The 24181-nt window shown below is 67.9% G+C and carries 27 protein-coding genes and 2 pseudogenes; 11 read left to right on the forward strand and 18 right to left on the reverse strand.

All coding sequences use genetic code 11. The features are described from left to right. From J7I97_RS05455 to J7I97_RS05480, 6 genes are all read right to left on the reverse strand, one after another. Nucleotides 1–726 (reverse strand): ATP-binding protein, encoded by a 726-nt coding sequence (locus tag J7I97_RS05455; RefSeq protein ID WP_374195441.1) that lies wholly within the window; start codon nucleotides 724–726, stop codon nucleotides 1–3. Between the two features lie 2 nt (nucleotides 727–728). Further along, nucleotides 729–1592 carry a hypothetical protein gene (locus J7I97_RS05460; protein ID WP_214931249.1) on the reverse strand — a complete coding sequence of 288 codons (864 nt, stop codon included), beginning with the start codon at nucleotides 1590–1592 and terminating at the stop codon, nucleotides 729–731. After that, the gene (locus tag J7I97_RS05465) at nucleotides 1592–1951 is read right to left on the reverse strand and encodes a hypothetical protein (protein ID WP_214931250.1); all 360 of its coding nucleotides are present in this window, start codon (nucleotides 1949–1951) and stop codon (nucleotides 1592–1594) included. The genes J7I97_RS05460 and J7I97_RS05465 overlap by 1 nt, the downstream gene beginning before the upstream one ends. A gap of 61 nt (nucleotides 1952–2012) precedes the next feature. Then, the gene (locus tag J7I97_RS05470) at nucleotides 2013–2600 is read right to left on the reverse strand and encodes a WhiB family transcriptional regulator (RefSeq protein WP_214931251.1); all 588 of its coding nucleotides are present in this window, start codon (nucleotides 2598–2600) and stop codon (nucleotides 2013–2015) included. 60 nt (nucleotides 2601–2660) lie between these two features. Further along, the gene (locus tag J7I97_RS05475; RefSeq protein ID WP_308369289.1) at nucleotides 2661–3038 is read right to left on the reverse strand and encodes a hypothetical protein; all 378 of its coding nucleotides are present in this window, start codon (nucleotides 3036–3038) and stop codon (nucleotides 2661–2663) included. 8 nt (nucleotides 3039–3046) lie between these two features. Then, nucleotides 3047–3361 carry a transcriptional regulator gene (locus tag J7I97_RS05480; RefSeq protein ID WP_214931252.1) on the reverse strand — a complete coding sequence of 105 codons (315 nt, stop codon included), beginning with the start codon at nucleotides 3359–3361 and terminating at the stop codon, nucleotides 3047–3049. Nucleotides 3362–3737: 376 nt separating this feature from the next. Here J7I97_RS05480 and J7I97_RS05485 point away from each other — a divergent pair, with 376 nt between their 5' ends. Then, nucleotides 3738–4595, forward strand: coding sequence for a helix-turn-helix transcriptional regulator (locus tag J7I97_RS05485; protein WP_308378342.1), 858 nt, complete (start codon nucleotides 3738–3740; stop codon nucleotides 4593–4595). A 52-nt stretch (nucleotides 4596–4647) separates the two neighbouring features. Here J7I97_RS05485 and J7I97_RS05490 read toward each other — a convergent pair whose 3' ends face one another. From J7I97_RS05490 to J7I97_RS05500, 3 genes are read right to left on the reverse strand one after another with little or no spacing between them, the layout of a single operon-like run. Beyond that, nucleotides 4648–5835: an amidohydrolase family protein gene (locus tag J7I97_RS05490; protein ID WP_214931254.1), complete on the reverse strand. Its 1188-nt coding sequence runs from the start codon at nucleotides 5833–5835 to the stop codon at nucleotides 4648–4650. Between the two features lie 23 nt (nucleotides 5836–5858). Next, nucleotides 5859–6971 carry an MAB_1171c family putative transporter gene (locus tag J7I97_RS05495; RefSeq protein WP_214931255.1) on the reverse strand — a complete coding sequence of 371 codons (1113 nt, stop codon included), beginning with the start codon at nucleotides 6969–6971 and terminating at the stop codon, nucleotides 5859–5861. Nucleotides 6972–6974: 3 nt separating this feature from the next. Beyond that, nucleotides 6975–7364 (reverse strand): hypothetical protein, encoded by a 390-nt coding sequence (locus J7I97_RS05500; RefSeq protein ID WP_308369288.1) that lies wholly within the window; start codon nucleotides 7362–7364, stop codon nucleotides 6975–6977. 862 nt (nucleotides 7365–8226) lie between these two features. On the opposite strand from J7I97_RS05500, the gene J7I97_RS05505 reads away from it, so the two are divergent. From J7I97_RS05505 to J7I97_RS39815, 3 genes are all read left to right on the forward strand, one after another. Then, nucleotides 8227–8664 carry a pyridoxamine 5'-phosphate oxidase family protein gene (locus J7I97_RS05505; RefSeq protein ID WP_214931257.1) on the forward strand — a complete coding sequence of 146 codons (438 nt, stop codon included), beginning with the start codon at nucleotides 8227–8229 and terminating at the stop codon, nucleotides 8662–8664. 175 nt (nucleotides 8665–8839) lie between these two features. Then, nucleotides 8840–9457 carry a hypothetical protein gene (locus J7I97_RS05510; RefSeq protein WP_214931258.1) on the forward strand — a complete coding sequence of 206 codons (618 nt, stop codon included), beginning with the start codon at nucleotides 8840–8842 and terminating at the stop codon, nucleotides 9455–9457. A 159-nt stretch (nucleotides 9458–9616) separates the two neighbouring features. Beyond that, entirely contained in the window at nucleotides 9617–10048 is a 432-nt protein-coding gene (locus J7I97_RS39815) for a helix-turn-helix domain-containing protein (protein WP_374195443.1), read from the forward strand. Here the strand turns inward: J7I97_RS39815 and J7I97_RS05520 are convergent. Continuing rightward, the gene (locus J7I97_RS05520; RefSeq protein WP_214931260.1) at nucleotides 9993–10391 is read right to left on the reverse strand and encodes a peptidase inhibitor family I36 protein; all 399 of its coding nucleotides are present in this window, start codon (nucleotides 10389–10391) and stop codon (nucleotides 9993–9995) included. The two genes, J7I97_RS39815 and J7I97_RS05520, sit on opposite strands and share 56 nt — an antisense overlap. Before the next feature lie 511 nt (nucleotides 10392–10902). On the opposite strand from J7I97_RS05520, the gene J7I97_RS05525 reads away from it, so the two are divergent. Next, nucleotides 10903–11142, forward strand: a complete 240-nt coding sequence (locus J7I97_RS05525; RefSeq protein WP_214931261.1) for a hypothetical protein — start codon at nucleotides 10903–10905, stop codon at nucleotides 11140–11142. A 9-nt stretch (nucleotides 11143–11151) separates the two neighbouring features. Here J7I97_RS05525 and J7I97_RS05530 read toward each other — a convergent pair whose 3' ends face one another. Both J7I97_RS05530 and J7I97_RS05535 read right to left on the reverse strand, forming a co-directional pair. Further along, on the reverse strand, nucleotides 11152–11355 hold the full coding sequence (locus tag J7I97_RS05530; RefSeq protein WP_214931262.1) for a hypothetical protein: 204 nt from the start codon (nucleotides 11353–11355) through the stop codon (nucleotides 11152–11154). Nucleotides 11356–11581: 226 nt separating this feature from the next. Beyond that, complete coding sequence (locus J7I97_RS05535) at nucleotides 11582–11857, reverse strand: isoamylase early set domain-containing protein (RefSeq protein WP_214931263.1); 276 nt, start codon at nucleotides 11855–11857, stop codon at nucleotides 11582–11584. Nucleotides 11858–12062: 205 nt separating this feature from the next. On the opposite strand from J7I97_RS05535, the gene J7I97_RS05540 reads away from it, so the two are divergent. Continuing rightward, nucleotides 12063–12260 (forward strand): hypothetical protein, encoded by a 198-nt coding sequence (locus tag J7I97_RS05540; protein WP_214931264.1) that lies wholly within the window; start codon nucleotides 12063–12065, stop codon nucleotides 12258–12260. Nucleotides 12261–12773: 513 nt separating this feature from the next. Then, nucleotides 12774–14579, forward strand: coding sequence for a hypothetical protein (locus J7I97_RS05545; protein WP_214931265.1), 1806 nt, complete (start codon nucleotides 12774–12776; stop codon nucleotides 14577–14579). Here the strand turns inward: J7I97_RS05545 and J7I97_RS05550 are convergent. Continuing rightward, complete coding sequence (locus J7I97_RS05550) at nucleotides 14574–14990, reverse strand: NUDIX domain-containing protein (RefSeq protein ID WP_214931266.1); 417 nt, start codon at nucleotides 14988–14990, stop codon at nucleotides 14574–14576. The genes J7I97_RS05545 and J7I97_RS05550 overlap by 6 nt on opposite strands. Nucleotides 14991–15046: 56 nt before the next feature. On the opposite strand from J7I97_RS05550, the gene J7I97_RS05555 reads away from it, so the two are divergent. Then, nucleotides 15047–15910: an NTP transferase domain-containing protein gene (locus J7I97_RS05555; protein ID WP_214931267.1), complete on the forward strand. Its 864-nt coding sequence runs from the start codon at nucleotides 15047–15049 to the stop codon at nucleotides 15908–15910. A 34-nt stretch (nucleotides 15911–15944) separates the two neighbouring features. Here the strand turns inward: J7I97_RS05555 and J7I97_RS05560 are convergent, their stop codons facing one another. Further along, nucleotides 15945–16115, reverse strand: a complete 171-nt coding sequence (locus J7I97_RS05560) for a hypothetical protein (RefSeq protein ID WP_214931268.1) — start codon at nucleotides 16113–16115, stop codon at nucleotides 15945–15947. Between the two features lie 160 nt (nucleotides 16116–16275). Here J7I97_RS05560 and J7I97_RS05565 point away from each other — a divergent pair, with 160 nt between their 5' ends. After that, nucleotides 16276–16845, forward strand: a complete 570-nt coding sequence (locus J7I97_RS05565; protein ID WP_214931269.1) for a hypothetical protein — start codon at nucleotides 16276–16278, stop codon at nucleotides 16843–16845. Between the two features lie 18 nt (nucleotides 16846–16863). Here the strand turns inward: J7I97_RS05565 and J7I97_RS38140 are convergent. Beyond that, nucleotides 16864–16962, reverse strand: a pseudogene (locus tag J7I97_RS38140) (IS5/IS1182 family transposase); the annotation flags it as partial. Between the two features lie 233 nt (nucleotides 16963–17195). Then, nucleotides 17196–17531, reverse strand: a complete 336-nt coding sequence (locus tag J7I97_RS05570) for a hypothetical protein (RefSeq protein ID WP_251058529.1) — start codon at nucleotides 17529–17531, stop codon at nucleotides 17196–17198. Between the two features lie 114 nt (nucleotides 17532–17645). Between J7I97_RS05570 and J7I97_RS39820 the strand changes: the two are divergent. Together J7I97_RS39820 and glgA are read left to right on the forward strand one after the other, a co-directional pair. Beyond that, nucleotides 17646–17729 (forward strand): annotated as a pseudogene (locus tag J7I97_RS39820) (transposase); the annotation flags it as partial. Between the two features lie 724 nt (nucleotides 17730–18453). Next, a complete protein-coding gene (gene glgA, locus J7I97_RS05575) occupies nucleotides 18454–19662 on the forward strand; it encodes a glycogen synthase (protein WP_251058503.1) in 1209 nt (402 codons plus the stop codon). Between the two features lie 64 nt (nucleotides 19663–19726). Here glgA and glgB read toward each other — a convergent pair whose 3' ends face one another. Both glgB and J7I97_RS38145 read right to left on the reverse strand, forming a co-directional pair. Further along, complete coding sequence (gene glgB / locus J7I97_RS05580; RefSeq protein WP_308369287.1) at nucleotides 19727–22006, reverse strand: 1,4-alpha-glucan branching protein GlgB; 2280 nt, start codon at nucleotides 22004–22006, stop codon at nucleotides 19727–19729. Beyond that, on the reverse strand, nucleotides 22003–24150 hold the full coding sequence (locus J7I97_RS38145; RefSeq protein WP_251058504.1) for an alpha-1,4-glucan--maltose-1-phosphate maltosyltransferase: 2148 nt from the start codon (nucleotides 24148–24150) through the stop codon (nucleotides 22003–22005). Before J7I97_RS38145 ends, glgB begins: the two co-directional genes overlap by 4 nt. Between the last annotated feature and the right edge of the window lie 31 nt (nucleotides 24151–24181).

Genomic DNA, 24181 nt, shown 5'->3' on the forward strand with positions numbered 1-24181 from the left:
TCAAGCCGCCCTCCCGCCGCGCCGCCGGTCAGCGCCGATCATCGGCACGAGGCTGGTCACCATCTCGGCCAGCCGACTCGCCACCCGAGCACCGACGAAGTCGGTCAGGTCCGGCCCGTTCTCATCGCGGGCGGGAAGGTTGGACGTGATGACCGTCGGCAGGCAGTGGTTGTACCTGTAGTTGATGAGCCGGTACGTCACCTCCTCGGTCCACTCCGACCCCTTCGCTGTACCGAGGTCATCGAGCAGTAGGTACTGCACCTCGCTGAGCCGCCGCAGCTCTCGTTCCGCAGCACCCATGATCTGTGAAGGCCGCAGGTTGCCGTACATGTCTGCGCTGTTCATGGTGATCAGCTCGAACCGGTCCGGACCGCCGGCCGCGATCCTCCGCAGGGCTCCGTAGGCTTGGTGGGTCTTGCCCGTACCCGTGAGGCCGGTGAGGAGCAGAGCGCCAGCGGCAGCGTTGTCCGAGAGAGCGCGATCGGCCCAAGCGGTGACCTCCGGAAGCGTCGCCTCGGCGTCGCGGAACCGAGGAGGGGTCGCGGTACGCCAACGATTCAGCGCGTACTCGGCACGAGCACGGCGGTGCCACTCGCGGTCACCCGGGTTCTCCTCCGGCGACTCGTCGGCAAGGCTCTCGGGCACGACCTGAATTCCTTTCGCAGCGAGTATTCGTTCCAGGGCATGCATTGATCCGGCGCTGCCCGCGCGTTCTGGCTCTGCCATGATCAAAATCCGTTCTGGTAAGCGCTGGGCTCGGCTGTGTTCTGAAATGGCACCCAGCCTCCGGGCTGCCGCCGCAGGGGAACGACGTTGCCTTGGGGTACTGCTGCGGGGGTGTGTGACGGGAGATCCGCCCAGATACGGAGCAGGTAGCGAGCGGACTGGGGCGGCCGGTCGGCGTTCCAACGCCGCGCCACCATCTCAACCAACCGTGCATGCCCCCAGCGAGCCGCGAGAGCTGTTACCCGATCCCATTCCGATTCGGTCAGCCGCCAGCCGACGAGCATTCCGGCGCCGGTTATCGCTGTTACCAGCTCTTTGGCACCATCCGGAACCTCGACCGAATCTTGGCCAGTCGCCTTGTTTTGTCGGCTCGACCCAAGCAAGCTAGCTTGCTTCTTGGTGGTGGTAATACTCCCGTAGGGAGTATTACCACCACGCGTACGCGAGGAAGAAACTTCCGACTCGCTACGCAGAGACTTCCCACTTGCGGCCGCCGAAGGGTCATTCTGGGAAGAGACGTCCTGGAACCTTGTTCCCTCTTCCGGAAGTTCCGGAGACGGAGTAGGAAGGTCTGCGCTCGAGTCAGCCGGAGTCTCGGCTCCCTGATCAAAAAGGAGGATTGAGTAGCTGTTGGGGTTGGAAGCACCCCCACCGCGCTCGTGGCTGAGTTCACCGAGCATCGCCAACTCTCCGAGGCACTTCGTTATCGAGCGGGCGGTGAGGCGGGTGAGGCGGGATATCTCTTCCAGGGTCAGCGTAGCCTTGCCCATATCATCGGCCTCACGGGCGAGTGCGAGCATGACGAGACGCGAGCCCCTGCACGACTTGGAATCTGACCAGACCAATTCGGTGGCTATGTCGCTCATCAGTCGCTCCCGTCAGATATCGCTATACGCCGGGTGAGCGCAAGACCAAAAGAGTGATCATCCTCCGGGACGTACCCGTTCTGATGCGGCTCTGGAGCGAGATGCAGCGTCCCGGTGGGCAGATAGAAATCGTGTGCGCGGCGCCAATCAGCGGCGTCGCCGAAATTCCGCCTGATCATGCGTGCCACTCTTTCTTCGGTCTGGCGGTCGATAAGCATGCGGTAGAAGTCCGATTCGAAGAGGTGGGTAACAGCCCGGCGCTCTGGAAAGACACGGGCCAGCACTGCCGTGGGGGCTATTTCGCGGATGGCGTCACCGAGATTGAGGCACGGCGAAGCGGCGGAGTCGTTCTGAAGCATGGGGAAGCTCCCGGAGCCGCAAAATTTCTTGTGAGAAGAATCGATTCTTCTTAGCGGTGCGTCAGGCGGCGTCAGCGCTGTAAGCAGGCTGAGGCGCGGCCGGCGTCGACTGGGACTTCTTCCGGTGGCGTCGCGCGAGTTTCAAGAGGTATTCGTGCGTAACGCCGAGCCCCCGAGCGACAGCGGCAGGTTCCGATGGGTCCGCCGCGAATCGAGCGATTACCGCCTCCCGCTCGACCTTGCTCAGCGCTGCGGTAGAGCCCTGAAGGGCGCCCTGGACGGCCTCTTCGTTCGCCCGCTGCTGCCAGGCGGTGCGGATCGTCGACCGCTCCGAGGCGAGGAGTCCAGCCCGTATGCCGAACTCGTCGTCGTCCCTGAGCGATTCGACCAGACACCGGGCAGCCACAGCCAGCGGGCATGATGCGCAGAGATTACGTGGCCGATTCAGTGAGATACCCAGCTTGTCTTTCACGATCTCGGGATCTTCTCGCGGACCATCCCCGAGGGGGACGAAGATGTCAATGTCTTGGTTGGCGCAACGGGCCTCTTCAGCCCAATGTTTCCCCGGGGCTTTCCTTGACTCCTCGATGAGAGGAGACCAATCCCCTTGATATGCAGCCTTAATGAGGCTGTATATTTCAGTGCTCATTTCGTCTCACGATGTTCACGGCGCTAAGCGCGGTTACGCGCACCGAGCGCAAGAGGAGAGTCAGAAACGCTTGCGTGAGCGCTTGGAGGGCTGAAGCGACATGAGTGCCGACTCGCTCTCCTTTGCGTCCGTCCCGCCCGGGTTTACGGCGTGCATGTCGGAAATCGCGCGGAGGTCTTCCTCTGCGAATTGCACGAACTTTCCGAACTTCCGGTGAGGGAGCGTAGAGATTCGCTCGCGCAGCCACTTTTCCGGGATGTTCAGCCGCTCGGCCGCTTCGCTGTATCCGATGTGGAGACGGTTATCGCGACGCTCTGACGGGCGGTTGCTCAGCAACGCGTCCATGCCACCGACCTGTGCGAGCAGGTTCATCACGGCGGCGAGCCCCTGCAATTCGGTGGGCCCGAGGGCGGCCGGTCCTGTGGTCGCCGGTGCCACGGCTGACATCATGCTTCCAGCCTGTGCAGCTGGGCCGTCCGCAGGTCGAATGCCTGGCCTCCTGTGGCCGCCCATCCGGCGTGAGGGAACGAGCGGATGATCCACCGCGCGATCGTCAGGGCCTTGGCCCGGGGAACGCGAAGGGTGTGTCCGCGGTCGGTCACGGCGGTGAGTCCCAGGTGGGGCCAGAGGGTCCGGGGACCCTGGAGGCGAACCTGTACGACGGCGGCTCCGGGCAGCATGGATGTCAGCTGTGCGGCCAGCCGCTCAGCCGGTCCCCAAGTGATATCCGGCTTCGGGTTGCAGTCCGTAGTAGGGGACATGCGACACTCCTCTATGTGGTACGCCGCTCCGTTAGTGCCGTGCTAGGGACACGGAGTGGCTGTGCGAGTGATCTTGCGCCTCTTGTCAGGAGGCAGCGGATCACGAGCTGTCTGGCGTCCGAGGGGTGCGAACTCTCGGGCGCCGATGGCGTTTTGAGGGGAAGGGACGTGCACCTGTCGTGCGCGACTTCTCCTCTCCACCGGGCGAGCCCCGGAAGGGTTTGCAGGTGGGCGAAGGCAGAGGGGGTGCGAACGCCCTCGTTTTTCGCTAAACTGAAGCTATCGCGGTTCCCACAAAAAGTCAACAGTCCGAGGTTTTCTCGGTTCGTCCAAAAAACGAGGTCTGATGTCAGCTCGCCGCTTCGATAGAGCCCGTGTGCGCTCGGTACGTCGAGCCGCCGAGATCTCGCAGTCCGACGTGGCCTCTGCCCTCGGTGCTGCGGATTCGACGGTGGCGGGGTGGGAGCTTGGCTCGTCCGTGCCTGACGCGGAGAAGCTGCCCGCCCTCGCACGGGTGCTCAAGCAGCGGTTGGACGACCTCTTTCCCCGGGATGGTCTGCCCGATCTCACCGACCTACGTTGCGACGCCGGCCTCTACCGGTATGAGATGGCGCCGGTCATAGGCACCAAGAGCGACGGTCCCGTGGCCGGAGCCGAGCAAGGGGTGCGGCGCCTCAAGGACAGGTACATCCCTGCTCTGGCGAATGCGTACGGCGTCACCGGGGACGAGCTGAAGCGGGCGCAGGAGCGGTCGTTCGTGAAGGCCAGGGGCGAAGAGGAAATGGACCAGGCTGCCGCCGTCGCAGCCGTCGAGGAGCCGCCTCGCACGCTTGCCGCGAAGATCACCCTGATCCTGGAGCGTTCCTACCCTGCGGGGACTGCGCCGGGGGACGAGGAGATCACGGAGGCGGTGAACGCCTACGCGGGGTCGCAGGTCATCACGGCTGAGGAGATCGAGGACCTTCGAACCGGCAGGGGAGAAGACCCGGCCCCGGTCGTCCTGGAAGGTCTAGCCCACTTCTTCGGCGTCTCGCGTCTGTACTTCGAGCCGGACGATGCTGTCGCTCGCCAGGTCTATGAGGGCCTTCGCCTGATGTCGGCCGCCAAACAGGGCAAGGTGGGCCGGGCCCGGGCCCGTGGTCTCGGCGCGGAAGGTCTGCCGGCAGATGTCCTCTCGATCTTGAACGATCTCGCGACCGAGCTGGACAAGGCCGACCCCGAAGCAAACAGGTAGTGCCTGTTCCCGGGCTCACTCGATCCCGGGAACAGGCACGGAACAGCTACTTCTACTCCGCCGCCTCGTTCGGCTCATGACGCAGGCCGGAGGCGAACACGGCCCTGACGTTCTTCAGCGCGCCGAGGTCAGCGAGCGGGTCTCCGTCGACCAGGAGGAGATCCGCGCGGTAGCCGGGAGCGATCCGCCCCGTCGTGGAGCCCAGCCCCAGCGCTGTAGCCGCTTCGGACGTCGCCATGTCGATGATCGAGCTGTTCGCCAGGCCCAGGTGGGAGTAGAACGACAGGGCAGGGACCAGGCCGTCAAAGCCTGCCCGCTGTACTCCCGCGTCGGTTCCCGCCACCAGGCGTACGCCCGCGTCGGCCATCTGCCGCACGAGATCGAACATGGCGGCGGCCCGCTCCTCGCCGAAGATCCGGGGGAGCATCTGCCAGTGAGGGCTTACCGCCGGGCAGACGGTGATGCCCCGATCGATGATCTGCTTCAGGACGTCCTGGCGGAGGTCGAGACCACCGCTCGTCATCCACGTGCAGTGCTCGATCGTGTCCACGCCGGCCTCCACGGCCGCAGCGATGCCGTCGGTACCGTGCGCGTGCGCCGCCACCGGCACACCCGCCTTGTGGGCCTCGTCCACCAGGGCGGCCAGTTCCTCCGCGGAGAACTGACTCTCGTGGCTCTTGGGGCCATCCTTCGTCAGGCCGCCACCGGTGACCATGGCCTTGATGACCCCGGCCCCCGCCGCGAGGTTACGACGTACGAGTTCGCGGACCTCGGCTTCACCGGAGACCTCTCCGCCGAGGAAGTGGCAGTGACCGCCCACGGTGGTCGCGGGCGTGCCCGCGGACACGATCCCCGGTCCCGGCGTACGACGATCGTTGATCTCCGCAGCCAGACGCAGCACGAGCCAGCTCCGGTCACCGAGGTCACGAGCGGTGGTGACGCCACTTCGCAGGAGCTGTGCCGCACGACGGCGCATGTCCTCTAGCAGGACCTCGTCCGTCGAGTCCTGGAGGGTGGACACCGGATCGGGGCCGCCGTCGAATGCGAGGTGGACGTGCGCGTCGATCAGCCCCGGCAGAACGGTTCCGTCGAACTCGAAGCGGGGTACGTCGGCGCCGGCCCGCTCCTCGATCCGCTCCCGCGGCCCGACAGCAGAGATCGAGTCGCCCTCGATGAGAACCGCGCCGTCTTCCAGGTAGGTCCCCGAGTCGACAAGCACTCGTCCACCGGTGATCAGCATCTCGTCTCCTTGATCATTGGGGGTTATGCAGCGCCACGCAGGGCGTCGGACACTGCTATCAGTTGTTTCACATCCGACTGCCGGTCGCTTCCCAGAGCCATGGCGAGAGGGACCGCCTGACGCGGTGCCGGGACACCCTCCCCGATCCGGGCCGAGGCGCGACGGAGCCGTGCAGCAAGCTCGGCGGACTCGATGTTGAGGACCGCGCTGTCGTCGTCTTCGTCCAGCAGGTACGGGCTGATGTCCACCAGGCCGTCGCGGCACTCCACGATGCGGCGGTGGTAGCGCCGATGCACGCCCCGGGCCCGTCGCCGGTCCAGCGCAGCCGAGGACGCCGGCTTCAGCACGTTCTCGGGGTACGCCTCCGCCAGCAGCTCCCACAGAGGGGCGAGCCGACGGTGATCACGCCGGTGCCGGAGCCAGAGGCGCAGGGAGGAGATTCGGGCTCGCGCTCCCGAGTACGTGATACCCGCTGCGAACAGCATGATGGAGACCACCAGGAGGAAGGCCACCGCAGCCATGAGCGGCCCCGGCACGTCTACATCGGCCCACCGAACGACGACGATGACGGCGCGGATTGCGCAGGCGACGGCCATGGCACCCAGGCCGACCGCTGCCATCCAGAGGCCGGTGGAGTGCGGGCGCCGGGACATCCGGGCGTAGCGGCGAGTCCACCGGCAGGCCATGCCGAGGGCATACATGAGGTACAGACCGGCCCCGCCGTAGAAAAACGCGATCTGCGGAATCGTCATGTCGGCCGTACTGAAGCTGCCAGCGAAGACCTCGTGCGGCACAGTCTCCGCGGCCACGGTGATCGCAACCGCGACCACCCCGACGACGACGCCTTCCTTACGTGCCCGGCCGCGGCCCGCTTCTTCGTCGGCGGAGTACAGGTAGAAGCACATGAGGAAGTAGACCGCCAGCAGCAGCAGCACGTTCTGGATCAGCTTCGCGGTCCCATGGCCGGCGACCGTGTCGACGCCGGATGCACCGCCGGGCATGGCTACGGGGTACGACAGCGCGGCACAGACCAGGCAGAGGGTGACGGAGCGGAGGGGTGCGTCATGGGGGGACCGTTTCAGCTGGTAGAGCTTCCAGACGACAGCGGCCACGAGCACCAGAAGTAGCAATTCCACGGATTACAGCCATCCTCGACGGTCACCGAGAGCCGACTCGATACGACGAAGCGAAGGGTCGTCCGACAGCGGACTGGCGCCGTCCAGAAGGGATGACCACTCCAGGATGATGGTGGCCAGCAGCTCGACGGAGCATTCCTCGCCGTCGTCGTACGAGCATCGGCGGGCAACGCGCTTGATCGTCTCGGGGGAGAAGACCGGCAGCATGGTGGCCCAGCCCTCAACGAAGACAGCCGTCTCCTCGTCTGGATCGACCGTGGGGGCTGCTGCCGTCGTCTCGTCTGCGGTCTGAGCTGCGGCCTTTTCCTTCTCTGCCACGAGGATGTGCCCCACCTCGTGAAGGACGATGTGATCTTGATGCAGGCGCGTTGTTTCCTGCTGGTAGAGGATCACGTCATAGTGGTCGTACTCGACCCACATCCCCGAGGGCCCCGGCTTCGGCAGCGGAGCCTCCCGCAAGTACAGGGGTCGCCCACGCCGTCGGCTGAGTGCCTGGCAGAGCTCCTCGACGTCGAGCGGGGGAGTTATCCCGAGGTCTTGCAGCTCACGCCGAATCAGGTGGTGCAGGTCCCTCTCCACAGTCCGATTCGCGGCTATGCGCCAGCGCCCGAGGCGGCCACGACTCGCTCCACCCTGAGTAGGCACCCTGGGCTCAGCCGTGTGTCGACCACTCTTCCCTGACCACATTGAGTAATCCCTCCAGCCGGCAGTGATGGCTCCCCGGAGCCGGGCGAGACCGCGCCTGTGTCGATGACGTCCGGTTCCCAGCGCCGGGAAGCGCCCGCAGACGGCATGCCTGCGGGCCCCACCGGGCCCTCAAGAGGGCCCGGATGCCTAGCTCTCCAGATCGCTTCGCCACGCTGATGTCACTGACGCGAACGCGCAATGAGACACCTAGCGGGCTGTCTCAATGGAGCCTCCGGGAACCTCTTTGGACAGTACGTGACGGTTCAGACAAGACATGGCGCAAAAAGCATGATCGATCCGTATCGCTCACAGGTTGCCTCGGCCTACCGAAACGCTCCAAATCGGCTGATGTCGATTCCGATCATGGCTTTGAACTGGGCTTTTACTTCCTGACATGGACGCTTCAAGATGTGATGTCGAGTGGCGCGTCCGTTGTCAATCCGAGACCTTGCGGCGCGGAAGGCTTCCGGCATATAACCGCGAATGGTGCTAATCACCTGCTCGGGACGGGTGTGGCTAGGGTCACTTCAGGACAGTTCGGGCAGCACTCGCTATTACGCTTTCAGCCATGTCGAACGCGATAGTTGGTCAACCTGATAGTTACTTGGAGTTCTGGAATGAGTACCATCTGTGCACGCTGACCACGCTGCGTCCTGATGGCCGACCCCACGTCGTGCCCGTCGGCGTGACGATCGATGCCGCTGCCGGAGTGGCCCGAGTTATCACCCGCAAATCCAGCAGGAAGGTCGCCAACGTTCTCGCGAGCGACGGCGCGGCCCGAGTCGCGGTGTGCCAAGTCGACGGCGGCCGGTGGGCAACCCTCGAAGGTGTGGCGGAGGTCTGCACGGACATCGCGACGGTCGAGGACGCCGTCGCCCGCTACGGAGAGCGATACGGGCGCACGCCGGCACCGGACCCTGAGCGGGTGGTCATTCGGATCTCGATTGAGCGGGCGATGGGGCAGACCCTCGCTCCGCATCCCCGAACGGCGAACGCCGCAGCGTAGGCCGCCGAGCCAGGCGAAGCGCGCTGGGCGCTGCTGGCGGTCCCGTCAACCCCCGAGCAGTCAGGGGTTGGCCAACAGGGTTCTTACCGGCACCCCCACTGGCACGCGGCCTGTGACGTCACCGTCTCCCCCGCCGGTCGTTAACCGGGGAACACGCCCGCGAAGAGGAGAACCGATGCGCCTCCGTACCGCCCTGACTGCCCTGGCCGCCCTCGGCCTGGCCATGACGTCCACCACCGCTCACGCGGCCTCATACCCGGCGGGCAGGCATTCTCTGGTCATCGACAAGATCCAGATTTACGACATCTCCCACACCGTCGACTTCGAGGAGTACTGCGCCGAGGTCTACGGCAGGGTCACCGTCACCCACGCGGGGAAAACCCTCGTCTTCTTCAACGCGACCCGGGACCACTACCAGCAGGTCTGCGAGCCGAACCGTCCCCTCAACTACGGACTTCAGGCCGGGTACCTCCAGGGCAACAGCGACCCCATTACAGGCGACTTCACCGGCGACAAGAACCGTGACGAGCCGTTCGTCTTCCACGTCAACCTGTGGGACGCCGACACCATCAGCGCGACCCCCCTGGTCAAACACCAGACTGTGAAGGTGTGGCCGGAGAGGGTCGGAATCATGCCCGAGATGGTGGACTTCGAGGACGGCACCCGCCTGCCAGGACACCGCCTGCACCGAGACGGACACACCTACGTACGCGTCCAATACGACACGACCAACGACGACCAGTCCAGCATGGCGGATCTCCCGCCGGGCGCGATCGTCGACGGTGACGACTGAGCTGGAAACACAAAACCCCCCGTCAGCCTTGTGGGCTTGGGTTCTAAGGGTCATCGCAACACCCGACCTTCGGGGACACGATGGCCTTCGAGATCCGCAACCGGCGCCTGGCGCAGGGCCGCAAGAAGCTGGACCGTGAGCGGGAGGACCTTCCGGCTCATGGATCAAGGCGTGAGCAGTCGGGAGGCGTGCCGGATCGTTGGTATCAACCGGCGGACCGGCAAGCGGTGGTGCAACGGCACTGCCGCAACGAAAAAGAGACCCGCTCAGCCCGCACACAGAGTGCGGGCTGAGCGGGTCATTTCTGCGTCCAGGCACCTGACGGTGGAGGAACGTCTCTACATCGCCGACCAGGTCTGGGCGAACGCGGCCGTGCGGAGGATCGCCGCGGACCTGGGCCGCAGCCCGTCCACGATCAGCCGCGAGATACGCCGCAACCGCCACCCCACCAACGGCCAGTACCGGCCGCACGCAGCCCAGGCCCGCGCCGATCCCGCAGCAGATCACGACCAAATGCGGGCCCTAGTCGTTTCCGTCAGACGGATCCCCCACAGCCCGGACCGCCCGGACCGCCGAACTGCACTGAGCTGAAGAAGTCCTGATACACCGGGAAGAAGTTGCCCTTGCCGGTCGGGCCGGCGGACGTGGCCTGCGTGCACCCGGTGTAGTCGGCGTCGGACCACAGGTAGATGGTCGAAGAGGTCCGGTTCCAGTCGGATTTGGCCCGGTCGTTCATGCCGAGTGCCGCGAGGTCCGGAGTGTTCGTCCTCAGCTTGACCATGTCTCCGGTGCCGTCGAGACCCGAGAACATGCAGTAGTAGCCGTCAGGGCATCGGTCATACCCGTCAGCCGCGTAGGCGGGAGAGACCGACGCCATGCACAGGACTGCCACTGTGCTGGCCAGCCCGGCAAGGATCCGCTTGGTGTGCTTCATGCCAAGCTCAACGATCCCTCCCCGTGCAGGTCATTGCCTGGACCGCCCAGGAGTGCGAGCTTCCCCTCGATCACAACCAAATACGCTCCCTAGGCGGCGACCGGCGCGGCCTTCTCGTCACGGCCCGCGCCGGCAGGGCAGGATCTGGAGGATGACGGCTGAGTTGAGGGCAGAGACCGTCGTATGTCCGTACTGCGCGGCGGGCCCGGCTGACGGCCAGGCCCGTACGATCGCGGTTGCGGCCGGGCGTCGCCTGACGGTGACGTGGAATGTTCTGTCTTGCCCGCACTATGCGGCTGATCGTGTCCTGGCGGGAAAAGAGGACTGAGCCCGGGTTCTTCTCGCCTGAACTGCGCCGAGGCCGAGGTTAGGGGCAGGCGGTCTGCCCCCGTACAGGCTCCCGCCCGGCCTCTCGATACCGTCGGCGGGCCGGCCGTGATCGTAGCGCGGTCCGTGCTGCCGTTTCGAGGTGGTCGTGAGCTGTGACTACTGCGATCCGTTGGGGGATGACATGACGGCAGCGCAAGGGAACCCCGAGGAGTCCCGGGGTGGCGACCCGGTCGGCCATGGCCCCTCCACGGCCGGTCCGGCGGGTATGGACCCCCGCGCCCGCGAAGCGATCGAGAACATCGTGCAGGCGGTCCGCGAGGGCGACGACGCCCGCATCCGCACGCTGCTGGCCACTCTGGGCGCCGTCGCGGACACCGCAGCCCTCCTGTACCTGCGCGAGCGCCTGTGCGCGCCGGAGTGAGGATCAGGTTCAGGCACGGTGGAACAGGTCTCCAGCGTTCACCGGGAGTTTGCCACCCCACGCCAGGCCCGGACGGCGGGGCACCTCCCGGCCCTCGGCGAGCCACTGGCGCTCGACGGCGTCGTAGATCGGCGCGTCGGACAGCTGCCAGAACTCCTCGGCCAGCCGGGCGAATCCGGCTCGCTCCGGAGGCGAAACGGTTTTCTGCTCCATGCCCGGGTCCAACGAACCGGGGTGGCCGATGTGGCGGCGCGTGACCGTTCCGTCATGAATCCGAGGCCGGCAAGGCGGTAGGGCCCAGGAACGACGACGGCCCCTGCCGCCGGGGGGTGGGGCAGGGGCTGTCACACGATTCCGGCCCGTGGGGGTGTGGGCCGGGGGGCACGTGTCGCCGCTCTCAACGCCTGCGACTCCCCCCGGGTCACGCCGGTTGGGCCGTTCAGGTGCGTACGCGACTGTTGAGGCCGTCGTGGCTGTCGGCGCTCTCCTCGTCGAACCAGTAGTCGCCGGCCGCGAGGTAGCGGAAGGAGTGCTCGCTCTTGCCGGGCAGCGCGACGGTCACCGCCCGGGTGCCGTCGCTGCGTGGCGTGAGCGTGTGGGTGCCGGGCTGCCAGTCGTTGAAGTCGCCCACCACGCTGACCGGGCCGGGCGGGGTGTCGGCGGGCAGGACGAAGGTGACCTCGGTGCGGTCCTTGCGCGGTTTGCGCTCCAGCATGGCGGTGCACTCCTGACAGCAAGCGGGCGGGGATCTCGCTCATCCTCGGCCACCTCAGACACGTCCGCATTCCGACGCAGCCACCCCGGTTCCCGACATCACCCTTGCGCCACGATCTGTAGCCGAAATGGTGCGGATCGAAACCGTCCGTGTGAGCGTGAGAACGAGGAAATCCTCAACCCCCACATCAAGAGGAGTCGCCGTCATGGGCGGTACGCAGGACAAGCGCCAGGAGCCGGGCAAGGGCCGCGAAGAGCAGCAGCGCCCACAGCGACCCGGCCAGGACCCGGCCCACCCCCAGCCCGGCCAGCCGTCCCGCGGAAAGAGCCCCGAAGAGACCAAGCGGCGCCGCGAGGACAACCCGCTCCACGAAGAGCGCGACCTGCGGGACGAAGAGCTCTAAAGCAGAACAGCACCCCACGCACGCAGAGCCCGGCCGGTTCACAGTCACCCCGGCCGGGCTCTGTCACGTCCGCCCCCCGCGACCGGCAGGCAGGCCCGCCTGCTCCGCCTCCGGGCTCGCTGGCCAATCGTCGACCAACGTCTCAACAGGGCGGCAACCCGCTGGGGAGTGCGCGGGCGGCGGGGAGATCGGTGGTACCGCGCCAGGCGTGCTCGCATCTTCGGCGTGCTGTCCGCTCCGTCACGGCCTCTGTCCTCCTGATTGAGGTGTCTGTCCGTCAAGGAGAGGGCAATGTCCGGAGTTTGGCGCGGCCTGTCCCCTCTGCGACACCCCCTGCCCGCTGACTGGCACTTGCCAATTAGTGTTCGTTCGGGGTTTCCCTTGAATGTTAACTAGCGCGCGCAGCAAGCTAGTTCGGGAAGTCGAACCGGAGAGACATCTTCGTCGGCCCCTGGGCGTACGCCCCTGGCTTGTGCGCACAGCAGGTGGACCCTTCGCAACGGGAGGCATCACGTGCACACCCCGACCAACACCGGCCGGTTCCCGGAGCCGGTATTCCCGCGACCGGGGTTAACTGCCGTTCCGCTGGACGGCACCATTGAGAGCATCGTCGCGCGTATGGCCCACCTGGACGGGCGGAGCGGAAGGCCGACCGAGGCCCCGGTGCTGGCCCTGGGCATCTTCGAGCGGGTTGGCTCGAACTGGCTGTCCGACTCGTTGCGCGGGGCGATGCCGCAGCACAACGAGCCCTTCCGTCAGCAGCTCGGCCGAGAGCACCCCCTGTCGCCCGGTAACCGCGTGCCGCCGAGCCTTCAGGGAACCGGGCTCAGCGGCCTGGGCTGGCACCATCTCCTGTGCGCGCTCAGCGACCTGCACGGGCAGCCTCGGCACTTGGTCAAGGAGACGAACCTCTTCTTCGCCACGGACACCGTCCTGGGGATGCTGCCCAAGTCGCCGGCCGTTGTTCTCACCCGGGCCCCCATCGGCATCGCTTCCTCATTCGCCCGAGGTCGACTCTGGGACCGGTGGCGCTACGGCGACCGGTACGCGCAGGTCGCCGCGACGGCCCGCGCACCGCGCTGGCGCACAGCCTTCGCCCCGCTCCTTCCCCAGGACGACCCCGACCCGTCCACCGCCCTGGGACGGCTGATCGTCGTGAACGCCCTTCTGCTGGCCCGCGCCCTGTACGACGGGACCGAGAGTCCCCGCCCCCGCTTGGTCATCCCGTATGAACAGCACGTCGGCGACCCTGCACGCACGCAGATGGACCTCGCCCGGTTCCTGGACATCGAGATGCCGGAACCCGGAGATGTGCCGCAGATCGCTGCCGACACCCCGGCCGCAGTGGACACGACGTTCGCCACCATCGGGCACAAGGACGCTTTGGTCGCCGAACTGCTTCCGGGTACGGCAGAACTGGTCAGCACCGCGGTTGACAGGACCATCGCCCAAGCCCGCCGACTGCTCGCCCCCGAGGTCGCCGAGACCGTCACCCAGTGGCTGGCCGGGGACGATCAGTACGAGGTGCACGAACCTGCGGTCCGCCCCAGTCGCCGCACCCGGTTGGAACCGGTTCTCCAGAGGACGATCAAGCCGACATACAGGCCGGTGGGGGAAGTGCAGTGGCGCAACCTGCTTGTCAGCAACACGGAAATGGCCGAGTTACTGACCATGCTGCACGCGGGCGGCGCGGTGAACTCCCGCCTCGGAACCAACCTTCTGGTGTGCCCCATGCCTGACGAGCGCGGTGGACGACTCCACTACGACCCGGCCGATCGGCGTTGGCGGGTCAGCCGCGGATACGAGTCTCACCCCGCTTACTGGATCACCTGGATCGGGGCGGCACTCATGGCCGCATGGTGCGGAGCACGCTTGCCCACCCGCGCCGAAGCGCTGCACGCCATGAAGGGAGCGCGGGCGTACAACAGCGATTACCTCGTGGGCGACAGCTGCCCCGTGGTGGAATCCGGGCTCGGTGACCGGGAGATCCACCACATGGTCGGCAACGTACAGATCTGGTGCGGTGATGGCCCCGATCAACCTGGATCTCAGCCCGTGCAGAGGTACTTGCTCGGTGCGGCCTGGAACACCCCGGGCACGAGGGAAGCAGTGACCGCCATCCGCTCCCGCTACCTTCTGGGCTCCTCACGAGGCGTCGGCGTCCGCCTGGTGCGAGACCCCCACACCACGGATGCCGCTCGGCTCGGGGCCTGGGAGCTGGCGCACCAGCTCAACCAATGGGTCGACGCGGCCGACAGCTCCGCCCGGACCACGCCGGGCGGGCTCGACCGCTTGTTGCTCAGTTCGCTGGGCTCATAGCCCGATAGCGGACTTCGGCCCCATGTATGACCCGGCACCCGGGAACCCATCCCGGCACAGCTTCAAGAACAGCTCGCTGAATCCCAGGGCAGGCAAATCCTCCAGCGCGACGAACTCGACTCCCCGGATCGGCCGTGTGTCCGCGCCCTCCTCGACCGCTCCGATCTCCCCGCCCACTAGGCGGGCCTCGAAGGTGATGTGAACGACGTGAGCACTCGTGTTGTCACAGAGATACAGCAGCCGGCCCACTTCAATCTCGGCGCCGGTCTCCTCCCGCATTTCCCTGACCAGCGCCTCTTCCAGAGTCTCGCCGTCCTCGACCTTGCCCCCCGGCAGGGACCAACTCCTGGGGCCGTCGGTGTCCTGGTTCAGCAGCAAGATCTTGCCGTCCTTGATGACGATGCCCGTCACGCGTGTATGCATCCGCCGACGCTATCGCTCGCGGAACCGGCCCGAAGGGGACACCGATGAATCTGCCGACAGCCTCTGTGGTGCCCCCCGTGGTGATCGCCGCAGGAGGATTGGGCACACGGGTAGGTAGCTGGTCGCCCTACCTGCCCAAGGAGCTGCGGCCGGTTTCTGGCCGGCCTGGCCTCGCGCACATCGTGGACGAAGCCGCCGCCCTCGGCAGTGGTCACGCTGTGGTGGTCCACCACCCCTACTACACGCCGCTGATCGACTGGACCCGCCAGGTTCTCGCCCCTGGAGCCTTGGCTCGCTACCAGACGCTCACCAACCAGCCTCCCGCCCAGCCCTCGGCAGCTGACTGCCTTCAGGTCGACTTCATCGCCCAGCACGGTAGGTACGCCGACATCACATCCGTGCTGAACGGCGCCGAACACCTGCGCACGGGGGATTTCTACGTGGTCTTCGCTGACAACGTCGATCCCACGCACGACGCGCTCTCCACGCTCGCCAAAGCGACGCCGCTGGATACCCCTGCGGTGCTAGCCGCACCGTTCAACGTGGAGTCGGCGAGCGACCACGGAGTGATCGTCTGCACGGGCGAGGGGCCGGTACAGAGGATGGTGGGGCTGATCGAGAAGCCCGACCGTGAGCAGGCGGCCTTGCTGGAGGCTGAGTGCGGCATCGCCAACCTCCGACTCCTCCAAGGGCGGATGCGAGTAACGCCGGGGCTACTGCGGCACCTGGGCGCAGCCGCGCACGGCGCGGCCGAGCCGAAGTTCTCCCTCGTGTTGGCCTCCTATGCGCGATCTCATCGCGTCGACGTCGTCACCAGCACGAAGCCTTTGACGGATCTCGGCATTCCGAACTCTGGAGGGGCCGTGCGAGAGGACACCGCGCGAACGGTGGTGCCTGCTTGCAGCTAGTGCTACGCCGCGTTAGTTCGTGGAGGGGTGTTGGTCAGGCTGCTTCCTTGAGCGGGGTGCCGTCGTAGGTCCAGCGGAAGGGCTTCGCGGTCTCGTTGCGGTTGATGACGTAGCTGTCGAGCTTGTCGATGAGGTCGTCGCGGCTGGTGAAGTCGCCATGTCGCAGGACGCTGCGGGTCAGGGCGGAGAAGACCAGTTGCCTCACAGCCTCGGCGCGAGCTAGCCAGCCAGTGGGCAAGTGCCTGCATCAATGACTCTGTAGGGTGAAATACGCGAAATGGCGGTGATTTATGTTGGCGATTTTGTTCTGATCTGGAGCTGCCCCCTGCTGCCAGGGGATTCACGCAGAATCAGGGAGGCCAACCATGAGACTCACTGGACGCACCGCCACCGCTTCAGCCGCTGCCGACGCCTCACGACGGAAGACCGTCGGCCTGGCGACTGCATTCATCGCACTGGCCGGCATGACTCTGGCCGGACCCGCCACGGCCGCCGAGCACCGCGCCGCAGCGCCATCGGGCGACTACTGCAATGCCAGCCAGGGCTTCTACGGCGGCAACGGTCAGTACACCTACGCTGAGGCGCAGGTCTGCCTGCGCTTCGCATCCGGCGGCAAGCAGGTCATCGTCAACAACAACAACAGCAAGTACTACTGGGGCGGTTCCTGGTACGACGCCTCGTCCAGCTACACCGCCCGCTGGCGCGCCACCGGCGTCGTGAGCATCAACGGCCAGTCCGGAGTTTACGACACCGGAACCGTCACGCAAGGCTCTGTCCACGGTTCGGCGTCCGGTGGCTACCCCCCGTCCCTCGGCGCCTGCGGCACCTACAACGTCACCATGATGTTCCACCAGAACGGCCCGTACTGGACCGACGACAGCAGCAAGGACATCGACTCCGGCGAGCAGTCCTATTCCATCAGCGTGGCCTGCTGAGGACTGTCCGGCGGATCGTCAACGGAGCCACAGCCGGATCGCGGCGAGGGTGACCATCCCGTGAAAAGCGAACGCTCTCTTGTCATACCGGGTGGCTACGGCCCGGGCACCCTTGAGAGCGCAACGAGACCGCGAAGCCCTTCCGCTGGACCTATGCGGGCACCCGCTCAAGGAAGCAGCCTGACCAACACCCCTCCACGAACTAACGCGGCATAGCACTAGTGCCGGATCAGGCAACGCTTGCCCTGTTGTGACGTGACGTGCCGTCCGGGTGCTGTACCAGGCGGCTGTGACTGAGCGCGGCAGTTGACCGCTCTGGCCAACTGCCGCGCTCAGATCCCGCTACGGCCTCAGCACTCGCGCAGGCCCGGGGCCGGGTCCTGGCCCGTTTTTACGGAGACGGCGGGGACGTTGCCCCACGCGCCGTTGTCGAGCTGCGTCCAGTACCAGATGTCATTCCCACCCTGGTGAGGATCACCGTGGCCCCAGCACACGAACCAGTTGAACCCGGTGTCGAGCGTGCCGCGGGTTGCCGAACGGTAGGAGCGATCCGCGTACCCCTTCGCCCCGACAGCGTTGCCGCAGTAGAGCCTGCCGTCAGAGCGGACCCCGCAATCCGCGGCATGGGCGATAGAGGTAGGCATGGAGAGTGCGAACAGGGTGGACGCAGCGAAGGCGCCCAGCATGGTGGTCAAGCGTCGAGTAATCATGATCGACTTAACGGCCCAGCAGGAGCCAGGTAACGCCCGCCTGACCGGCTCGCCCCAGCAGGGCAGGGGCGGAAAGATCGCGCACGGACTGTCCGCCGCTACATCATCTGGCGAAACCGCCACGCCGACGACCAGCGCCTACGCGCCGTCGTCGACAGGGCAAACGTTGCCTGATCCGGCACTAGCTTGGTCGCATCACGTTGAGGCGGGCGCTTCCCGCGGGGCACCCGGTCGTCAAGCCCTACGGTGCTGCGCCGGCCAATGAGGTCGCTTTGCGTGTGTGACGGTGACCCGCATGTGGCTAATCTGCTTGTAGAGCAAGGTGTGCAAGTGGTCGATTGGGGACCCTGGATTCTCTTCAGCAACGCATCTTGGCCCCGTGTTGACACGTCAACACCGGAGCCTGATCGAGGCGGATGGAGCAGGACGCAGGGGGATGGAAACAGGGCCTAATGTCCGACTCTCCGGCGTTTCCGCAGGTCAGAGAGGTAACAATTTCGGGTTCGAATCTCCTAAGCTCCACATACGAAGACCCCTCTGAACTGCGGAAACGCGGTCAGGGGGGTCTTTTTTCGTCCCAGTGTGCGGGCCGCGGCGGTGGGGCACAGGTCGTCGGCCGCGGTGCGGCCGCCCGGACCCGTGGCGGTGATCGCCGTCCGCCGGATCACAGCTGACGGCGACCCTCGGCTGACGGGCCGTCAGCGTCATTTCGGTAGCGTCGCGGCAAGGGGGCCTGCGGCCGTGTCCTTCCGTCCCGCCGCCGCACGGCCGCAGGCCCCTTCTCCAGCCCGTGCCGCCTGGGTGTGGCCCTCCTCGCCGGTCGCTTCGCGAGAGGGACCGCCGACGCCGTGGGGCCGCGGGGCCACGTTGTGCAAGCCATCGACTTCAGGAAGTGCCGATGAACTCGCAGATCCAGCCGATACGCGTCGACCTGCTCACCAAGGAGTACCCGCCGGAGGTCTACGGCGGCGCCGGAGTCCACGTCGGGGAGCTCGCCAAGGAGCTGCGGAAGCTGACCGACCTGAGGGTGCAGTGCTTCGGCGCCCCGCGCGGGGCCGAAGGCGTGCTGGCCCACGCCGAACCCCACCTCGGCGACGGGGCGAACCCCGTCCTGAACACACTCGCGGTGAACGTGGCCATGGCGGCGGCCGCGGAGGGGGCGCGGCTGGTGCACAGCCACACCTGGTACGCCAACGGCGCGGGGCGGCTGGCCCAGACGCTGTACGGCATCCCGCACGTGGTGACCACCCACAGCCTGGAACCCCTCAGACCCTGGAAGGCCGAGCAGCTGGGCGGCGGCTACGCGGTGTCGTCGCTGGTGGAGCGGACCGCGCTGGAGTCGGCCGACGCGCTGATCGCGGTGTCACGGGGCATGCGCGAGGACATCCTGCGCGTCTATCCGGACATCGACCCGGAGCGGGTGCACGTGGTGCACAACGGCATCGACACCGCCGTGCACGTCCCCGACCACGGCACGGCGGCGCTGGAGCGCCACGCCATCGACCCGGACCGGCCGATCGTGCTGTTCGTGGGCCGGGTGACCCGGCAGAAGGGGCTGCCCCAGCTGCTTCAGGCCGCCTTCGAATTCGACGGGACGGCCCAGCTGGTGCTGTGCTGCGGCCAGCCGGACACCCCGGAGATCGCGGCCGAGACGGCGGCACTGGTCGACGAGCTGAGCCGGGTCCGCAGCGGTGTCGTACGGATCGACGGCATGCTCGACGCGGTGTCGCTGCGGCAGCTGCTGACCCATGCCGCGGTGTTCGTCTGCCCCTCCCTGTACGAGCCGATGGGCATCGTCAACCTGGAGGCGATGGCCTGCCGCACGGCGGTCGTGGCCACCGCCACCGGCGGCATCCCCGAGGTGGTGACCGACGGCGAGACCGGGCTGCTCGTCCCCATCGAGCAGGAGGACGACGGCACCGGCACCCCGCTCGACCCCAAGCGGTTCGCCTCCGACCTGGCCGCCGCCGTGAACCGGCTGCTCGCCGAGCCGGCGCTCGCGGCCCGGATGGGTGACGCGGGGCGGGCCCGCGCCGAGGAGCACTTCGGCTGGCGGCAGGCGGCCCGGCGTACGCATGACCTGTACCGCCGGGTGCTCGGCGGGTGACGCACGGACACCCCGCACCGGCGAAGGCCGGTGCGGGGTGCGGGGTGCGGGCGGGTGCGCGGGCTCAGTGCCTGCGCGGGCGCAGCCAGACCGCACCGAGCGGCGGCAGGGTCACGGCGGCGCTGGCCGCGAGCCCCTGGAGCGGCTCCCCGTCCGCGTGGATCGGGCCGGGATTGACCGCGCCGCTGCCGCCGTAGGACGCGGCGTCGGTGTTGAGCGCCTCCGTCCACTCCCCGGCGACGGGCAGGGCCAGCCGGAAGCCGTGGCGGGGGTTCGGCTGGAAGTTGTAGACGCAGACCAGGGGCTCGCCCGAGGCGCCGTAGCGCACGAAGGAGTACACGTTGTCCTGGGCGGCGTCCGCGTCGATCCACCGGAAGCCGTCGGGGATGGCGTCCTGGCTCCACAGCGCCGGGTCGGCCAGGTAGGCGCCGTTCAGGTCCCGTACGAGGTCGCGCACGGCGGCGTGCGGGGCGTGCCGGAGCATCGACCAGTCCGTGCCCCGCTCGTGCGACCACTCGGTGTCCTGCGCGAACTCCTGGCCCATGAAGAGGAGCTGCTTTCCGGGGAAGGCCCACATGAAGGCGAGGAAGGCCCGCAGGTTGGCCAGCTGCTGCCAGCGGTCTCCGGGCATCTTCGCCAGCAGTGAGCCCTTGCCGTGCACCACCTCGTCGTGGCTGATCGGCAGCATGTAGTTCTCGGCGTACGCGTACATCATCGGGAAGGTCATCGAGTGGTGCCGGTACTGCCGGTGCACCGGGTCCTCGGCCATGTACGACAGCGAGTCGTGCATCCAGCCCATGTTCCACTTCAGCGTGAAGCCGAGGCCGCCGTGGTCGGTGCGCCGGGTCACCCCGTCCCAGGCGGTGGACTCCTCGGCGATGGTGACGACCCCGGGGCAGCGCCGCGCGACGGTGGCGTTCATCTCCTGGAGGAACTCCACCGCCTCCAGGTGTTCGCGGCCGCCGTACGCGTTCGCCGTCCACTGGCCCTCGGGCCGCGAGTAGTCGAGGTAGAGCATGGAGGCGACCGCGTCCACGCGCAGCCCGTCGATGTGGAACTCCTCGCACCAGTACACCGCGTTGGCGACGAGGAAGTTGCGCACCTCGGCCCGGCCGTAGTCGAAGACGAGGGTGCCCCAGTCGGGGTGCTCGCCGCGGCGCGGGTCCCCGTGCTCGTACAGCGGGGTGCCGTCGAAGCGGGCCAGGGCCCAGTCGTCGCGCGGGAAGTGGGCGGGCACCCAGTCCACGATGACGCCGATGCCGGCCTGGTGCAGGGCGTCGATCAGGGCGCGGAAGTCGTCGGGCGTGCCCTGCTGGGCCATCGGGGCGTAGTAGGAGGAGACCTGGTAGCCCCAGGAGCCGCCGAAGGGGTGCTCGGCGACGGGCAGGAACTCCACGTGGGTGAAGCCGAGCGCCTTCAGGTAGCCGGGGAGTTCCCGGGCCAGCTCGCGGTAGCCGAGCCCGGGGCGCCAGGAGCCCAGGTGCATCTCGTACACGCTCATCGGGGCCCGTTCGGCGGGGACGACGCCGCGCCGGGACAGCCAGGCGGAGTCGCCCCACTCGTAGCGGGAGGTGTGGACGACGGAGGCGGTGCCGGGCGCCGACTGCGCGGAGGTGGCCAGCGGGTCGGCCTTCTGGATCCACCGGCCGTCCCGGGTCAGGATCTCGTACTTGTAGCGGACCCCGTCGCCGACGCCCGGTACGAACAGCTCCCACACCCCGCTGGCGCCCAGGGAGCGCATCGGATGGGCCGAGCCGTCCCAGTGGTTGAAGTCCCCCACCAACCGCACCGCGCGGGCGTTGGGCGCCCACACGGCGAAGGCGGTCCCCGTCACCGGGCCCCAGCCGGCGTCGTGGCCGCGGGTGTTGGCGCCGAGCACCTCCCACAGCTGTTCGTGCCGGCCCTCCCTGATCAGGTGCAGGTCGAGCTCGCCGAGGGTGGGCGGGAAGCGGTAGGGGTCGTCGTGGCCGAAGACCTCCTCGCCGCCGCCGTAGGAGGCCAGAACGCGGTAGTCGGGCACCTCGGTGAGGGGCAGCACGGCGCTGAAGACACCGCCGGCCTCATGGGTGAGCTCGCCCAGCAGCCGGCCGGAGGAGGTGGTGACGTGCACCGCGTCCGCCAGCGGGCGCAGCACCCGCAGCGTCACCCCGTCGGGGCCCGGGTGCGCGCCGAGCAGTGCGTGCGGGTCGCTGACCTCACCGGTGGTGAGGCGCTTGAGGTCGGTGCGCGAGAGGTCCGTGCGCGAGAGGTCGGTACGCGTGAGGTCGGTGCGCGTGCGTTCGGCGCGCGCCGGGGCCCCGGGGCGGGCGGCCGAGGGCGTCGGGGTGGGCGGGGCGGTGGTCACGACTGCGGGTTCCCGTCGGTGAGTATGTGGGCCACTTGCTGCTGCGGATCCAGGCGTACGTAGTTCTCGCGCCCCCACTGGTAGGTCTGGCCGGACAGCGCGTCGTGGACCGCGAAGGTCTCCGAGCGCTCCAGGCCGAGCGCGGGCAGGTCCAGCGAGACGGTGGCCTCGCGGACACTGTGCGGGTCGAGGCTGAGGACCACGAGCACCCAGTCGTCTCCCTCGCCGGACCCGGCCCGCTTGGAGAAGCAGACCACCGCGTCGTTGTCGGTGCGGTGGAAGCGCAGGTTGCGCAGCTGGCGCAGGGCCGGGTGGGCGGCGCGCACCTCGTTGAGGGTGCGCAGCAGCGGCGCCAGGGTGTCCCGCTCGGTGTGCCAGTTCCTCGGCCTGTACTGGAATTTCTCCGAGTCCAGGTACTCCTCGCTGGCCGGGCCCGCGGCGACGTTCTCGTACAGCTCGAAGCCGGAGTAGACGCCCCAGGTGGGCGAGGCCATCGCGGCGAGCACCGCGCGGACGGCGAAGGCGGGCCGGCCGCCGTACTGGAGGTAGGCGTTGAGGATGTCCGGGGTGTTCACGAAGAGGTTGGGGCGCAGGCAGGCCGCGCTCTCCTCGCCGCCGAGGCCCGCCAGCTCGCCGAGGTAGTCCTCCACCTCGTCCTTGGAGTTGCGCCAGGTGAAGTAGGTGTACGACTGGTGGAAGCCGACCCGGGCGAGGGCGTGCAGCATGGCGGGGCGGGTGAACGCCTCGGCGAGGAAAAGCACGTCGGGGTCGCTCTCGTGGACCGCGCCGATCAGCCGTTCCCAGAACGTGAGGGGCTTGGTGTGCGGGTTGTCGACGCGGAAGATCCGCACCCCGTGCGCCATCCAGTGGCGCAGGACGCGCAGGCACTCCTCGTGCAGCCCGTCGGGGTCGGTGTCGAAGTCGATGGGGTAGATGTCCTGGTACTTCTTCGGCGGGTTCTCGGCGTAGGCGATGGATCCGTCGGGCCGGTGCCGGAACCACTCGGGGTGCTGGGTGACCCAGGGGTGGTCGGGCGAGCACTGGAGCGCGAAGTCCAGGGCGATCTCGAGGCCGAGCTCGGCGGCGACGGCCACGAAGTAGTCGAAGTCCTCGAGGGTGCCGAGGTCGGGGTGGACCGCGTCGTGCCCACCGGCGGCGGAGCCGATCGCCCAGGGGGAGCCCGGGTCGTACGGGCCCGCCACGAGGGTGTTATTGGGGCCCTTGCGGTGGCTGGTGCCGATCGGGTGGATGGGCGGGAGGTAGACCACGTCGAAGCCCATGGCGGCCACCCCGTGCAGCCGCTCGGCGGCGGTGCGCAGAGTGCCCGAGCGGGGCGGGGCGAGGACCCCGTCGGCGTCCGGTTCGGTGGGTACTACGGCGCCCTCGGAGCGCGGGAAGAACTCGTACCAGCTCCCGTACAGGGCGCGCTCGCGGTCGACGCGCAACGGGTACGGGTCCGAGGAGGTGGTGAGGTCGCGCAGCGGCCTGGCCAGCAGCAGGGCCGTCACGATGGGCCTGGACGCGGCGTCGAGGCGCTCCTGCGCCGGCAGTGCGGTGTCCCGCATCCGCTGGGCGGCCGTCACCAGCGGGGTCCGCTCGCGCACGTTGAAGGCGTCGGCGGCCCGCTCCAGCAGCAGGGCCCCCTCCTCCAGGACCAGCTCCACGTCGAGCCCGGCCGGGATCTTGATCTCCGCGGTGTGCCGCCAGGTCGCCACCGGGTCGGTCCACGCCTCGACGCGGTACGTCCAGTCGCCCTCGCGGTCGGCGCTGACCTGGGCCGCGTACCGGTCGGTGCCGGGGGCGACGAGGCGCATCGGGGTCCACTCGCCCGGGCGCCCGTCCGGGTCGGTCAGCACGACATTGGCGGCGACGGAGTCGTGCCCCTCCCGGAACACCGTCGCCGACACCTCGAACACCTCGCCCGGCACGGCGCGGGCGGGCCGCCGGCCGTCGTCCACCCGGGGGCGTACGTCGACCACGGGGATGCGCCCCGAGGTGAGCGGGAACGTCCGCGTCGCGGGGAGCTCACGGCCGCCGAGGGCGCGGGGGGCCGCGTGGGCGGGGCCGGCTGCGGGGGCCGGGGCGGGCGTGGGCGCCGGGAGCACCAGGGCCCTGCGGTCCGTCGGTATGGTCGTGCCTTTCATGGCTTAGTGCCTCCTCGCACCGGGGTGGGTT

It is taken from the genome of Streptomyces sp. ISL-87, assembly GCF_018614095.1.
In the GTDB taxonomy this organism is placed as follows: domain Bacteria; phylum Actinomycetota; class Actinomycetes; order Streptomycetales; family Streptomycetaceae; genus Streptomyces.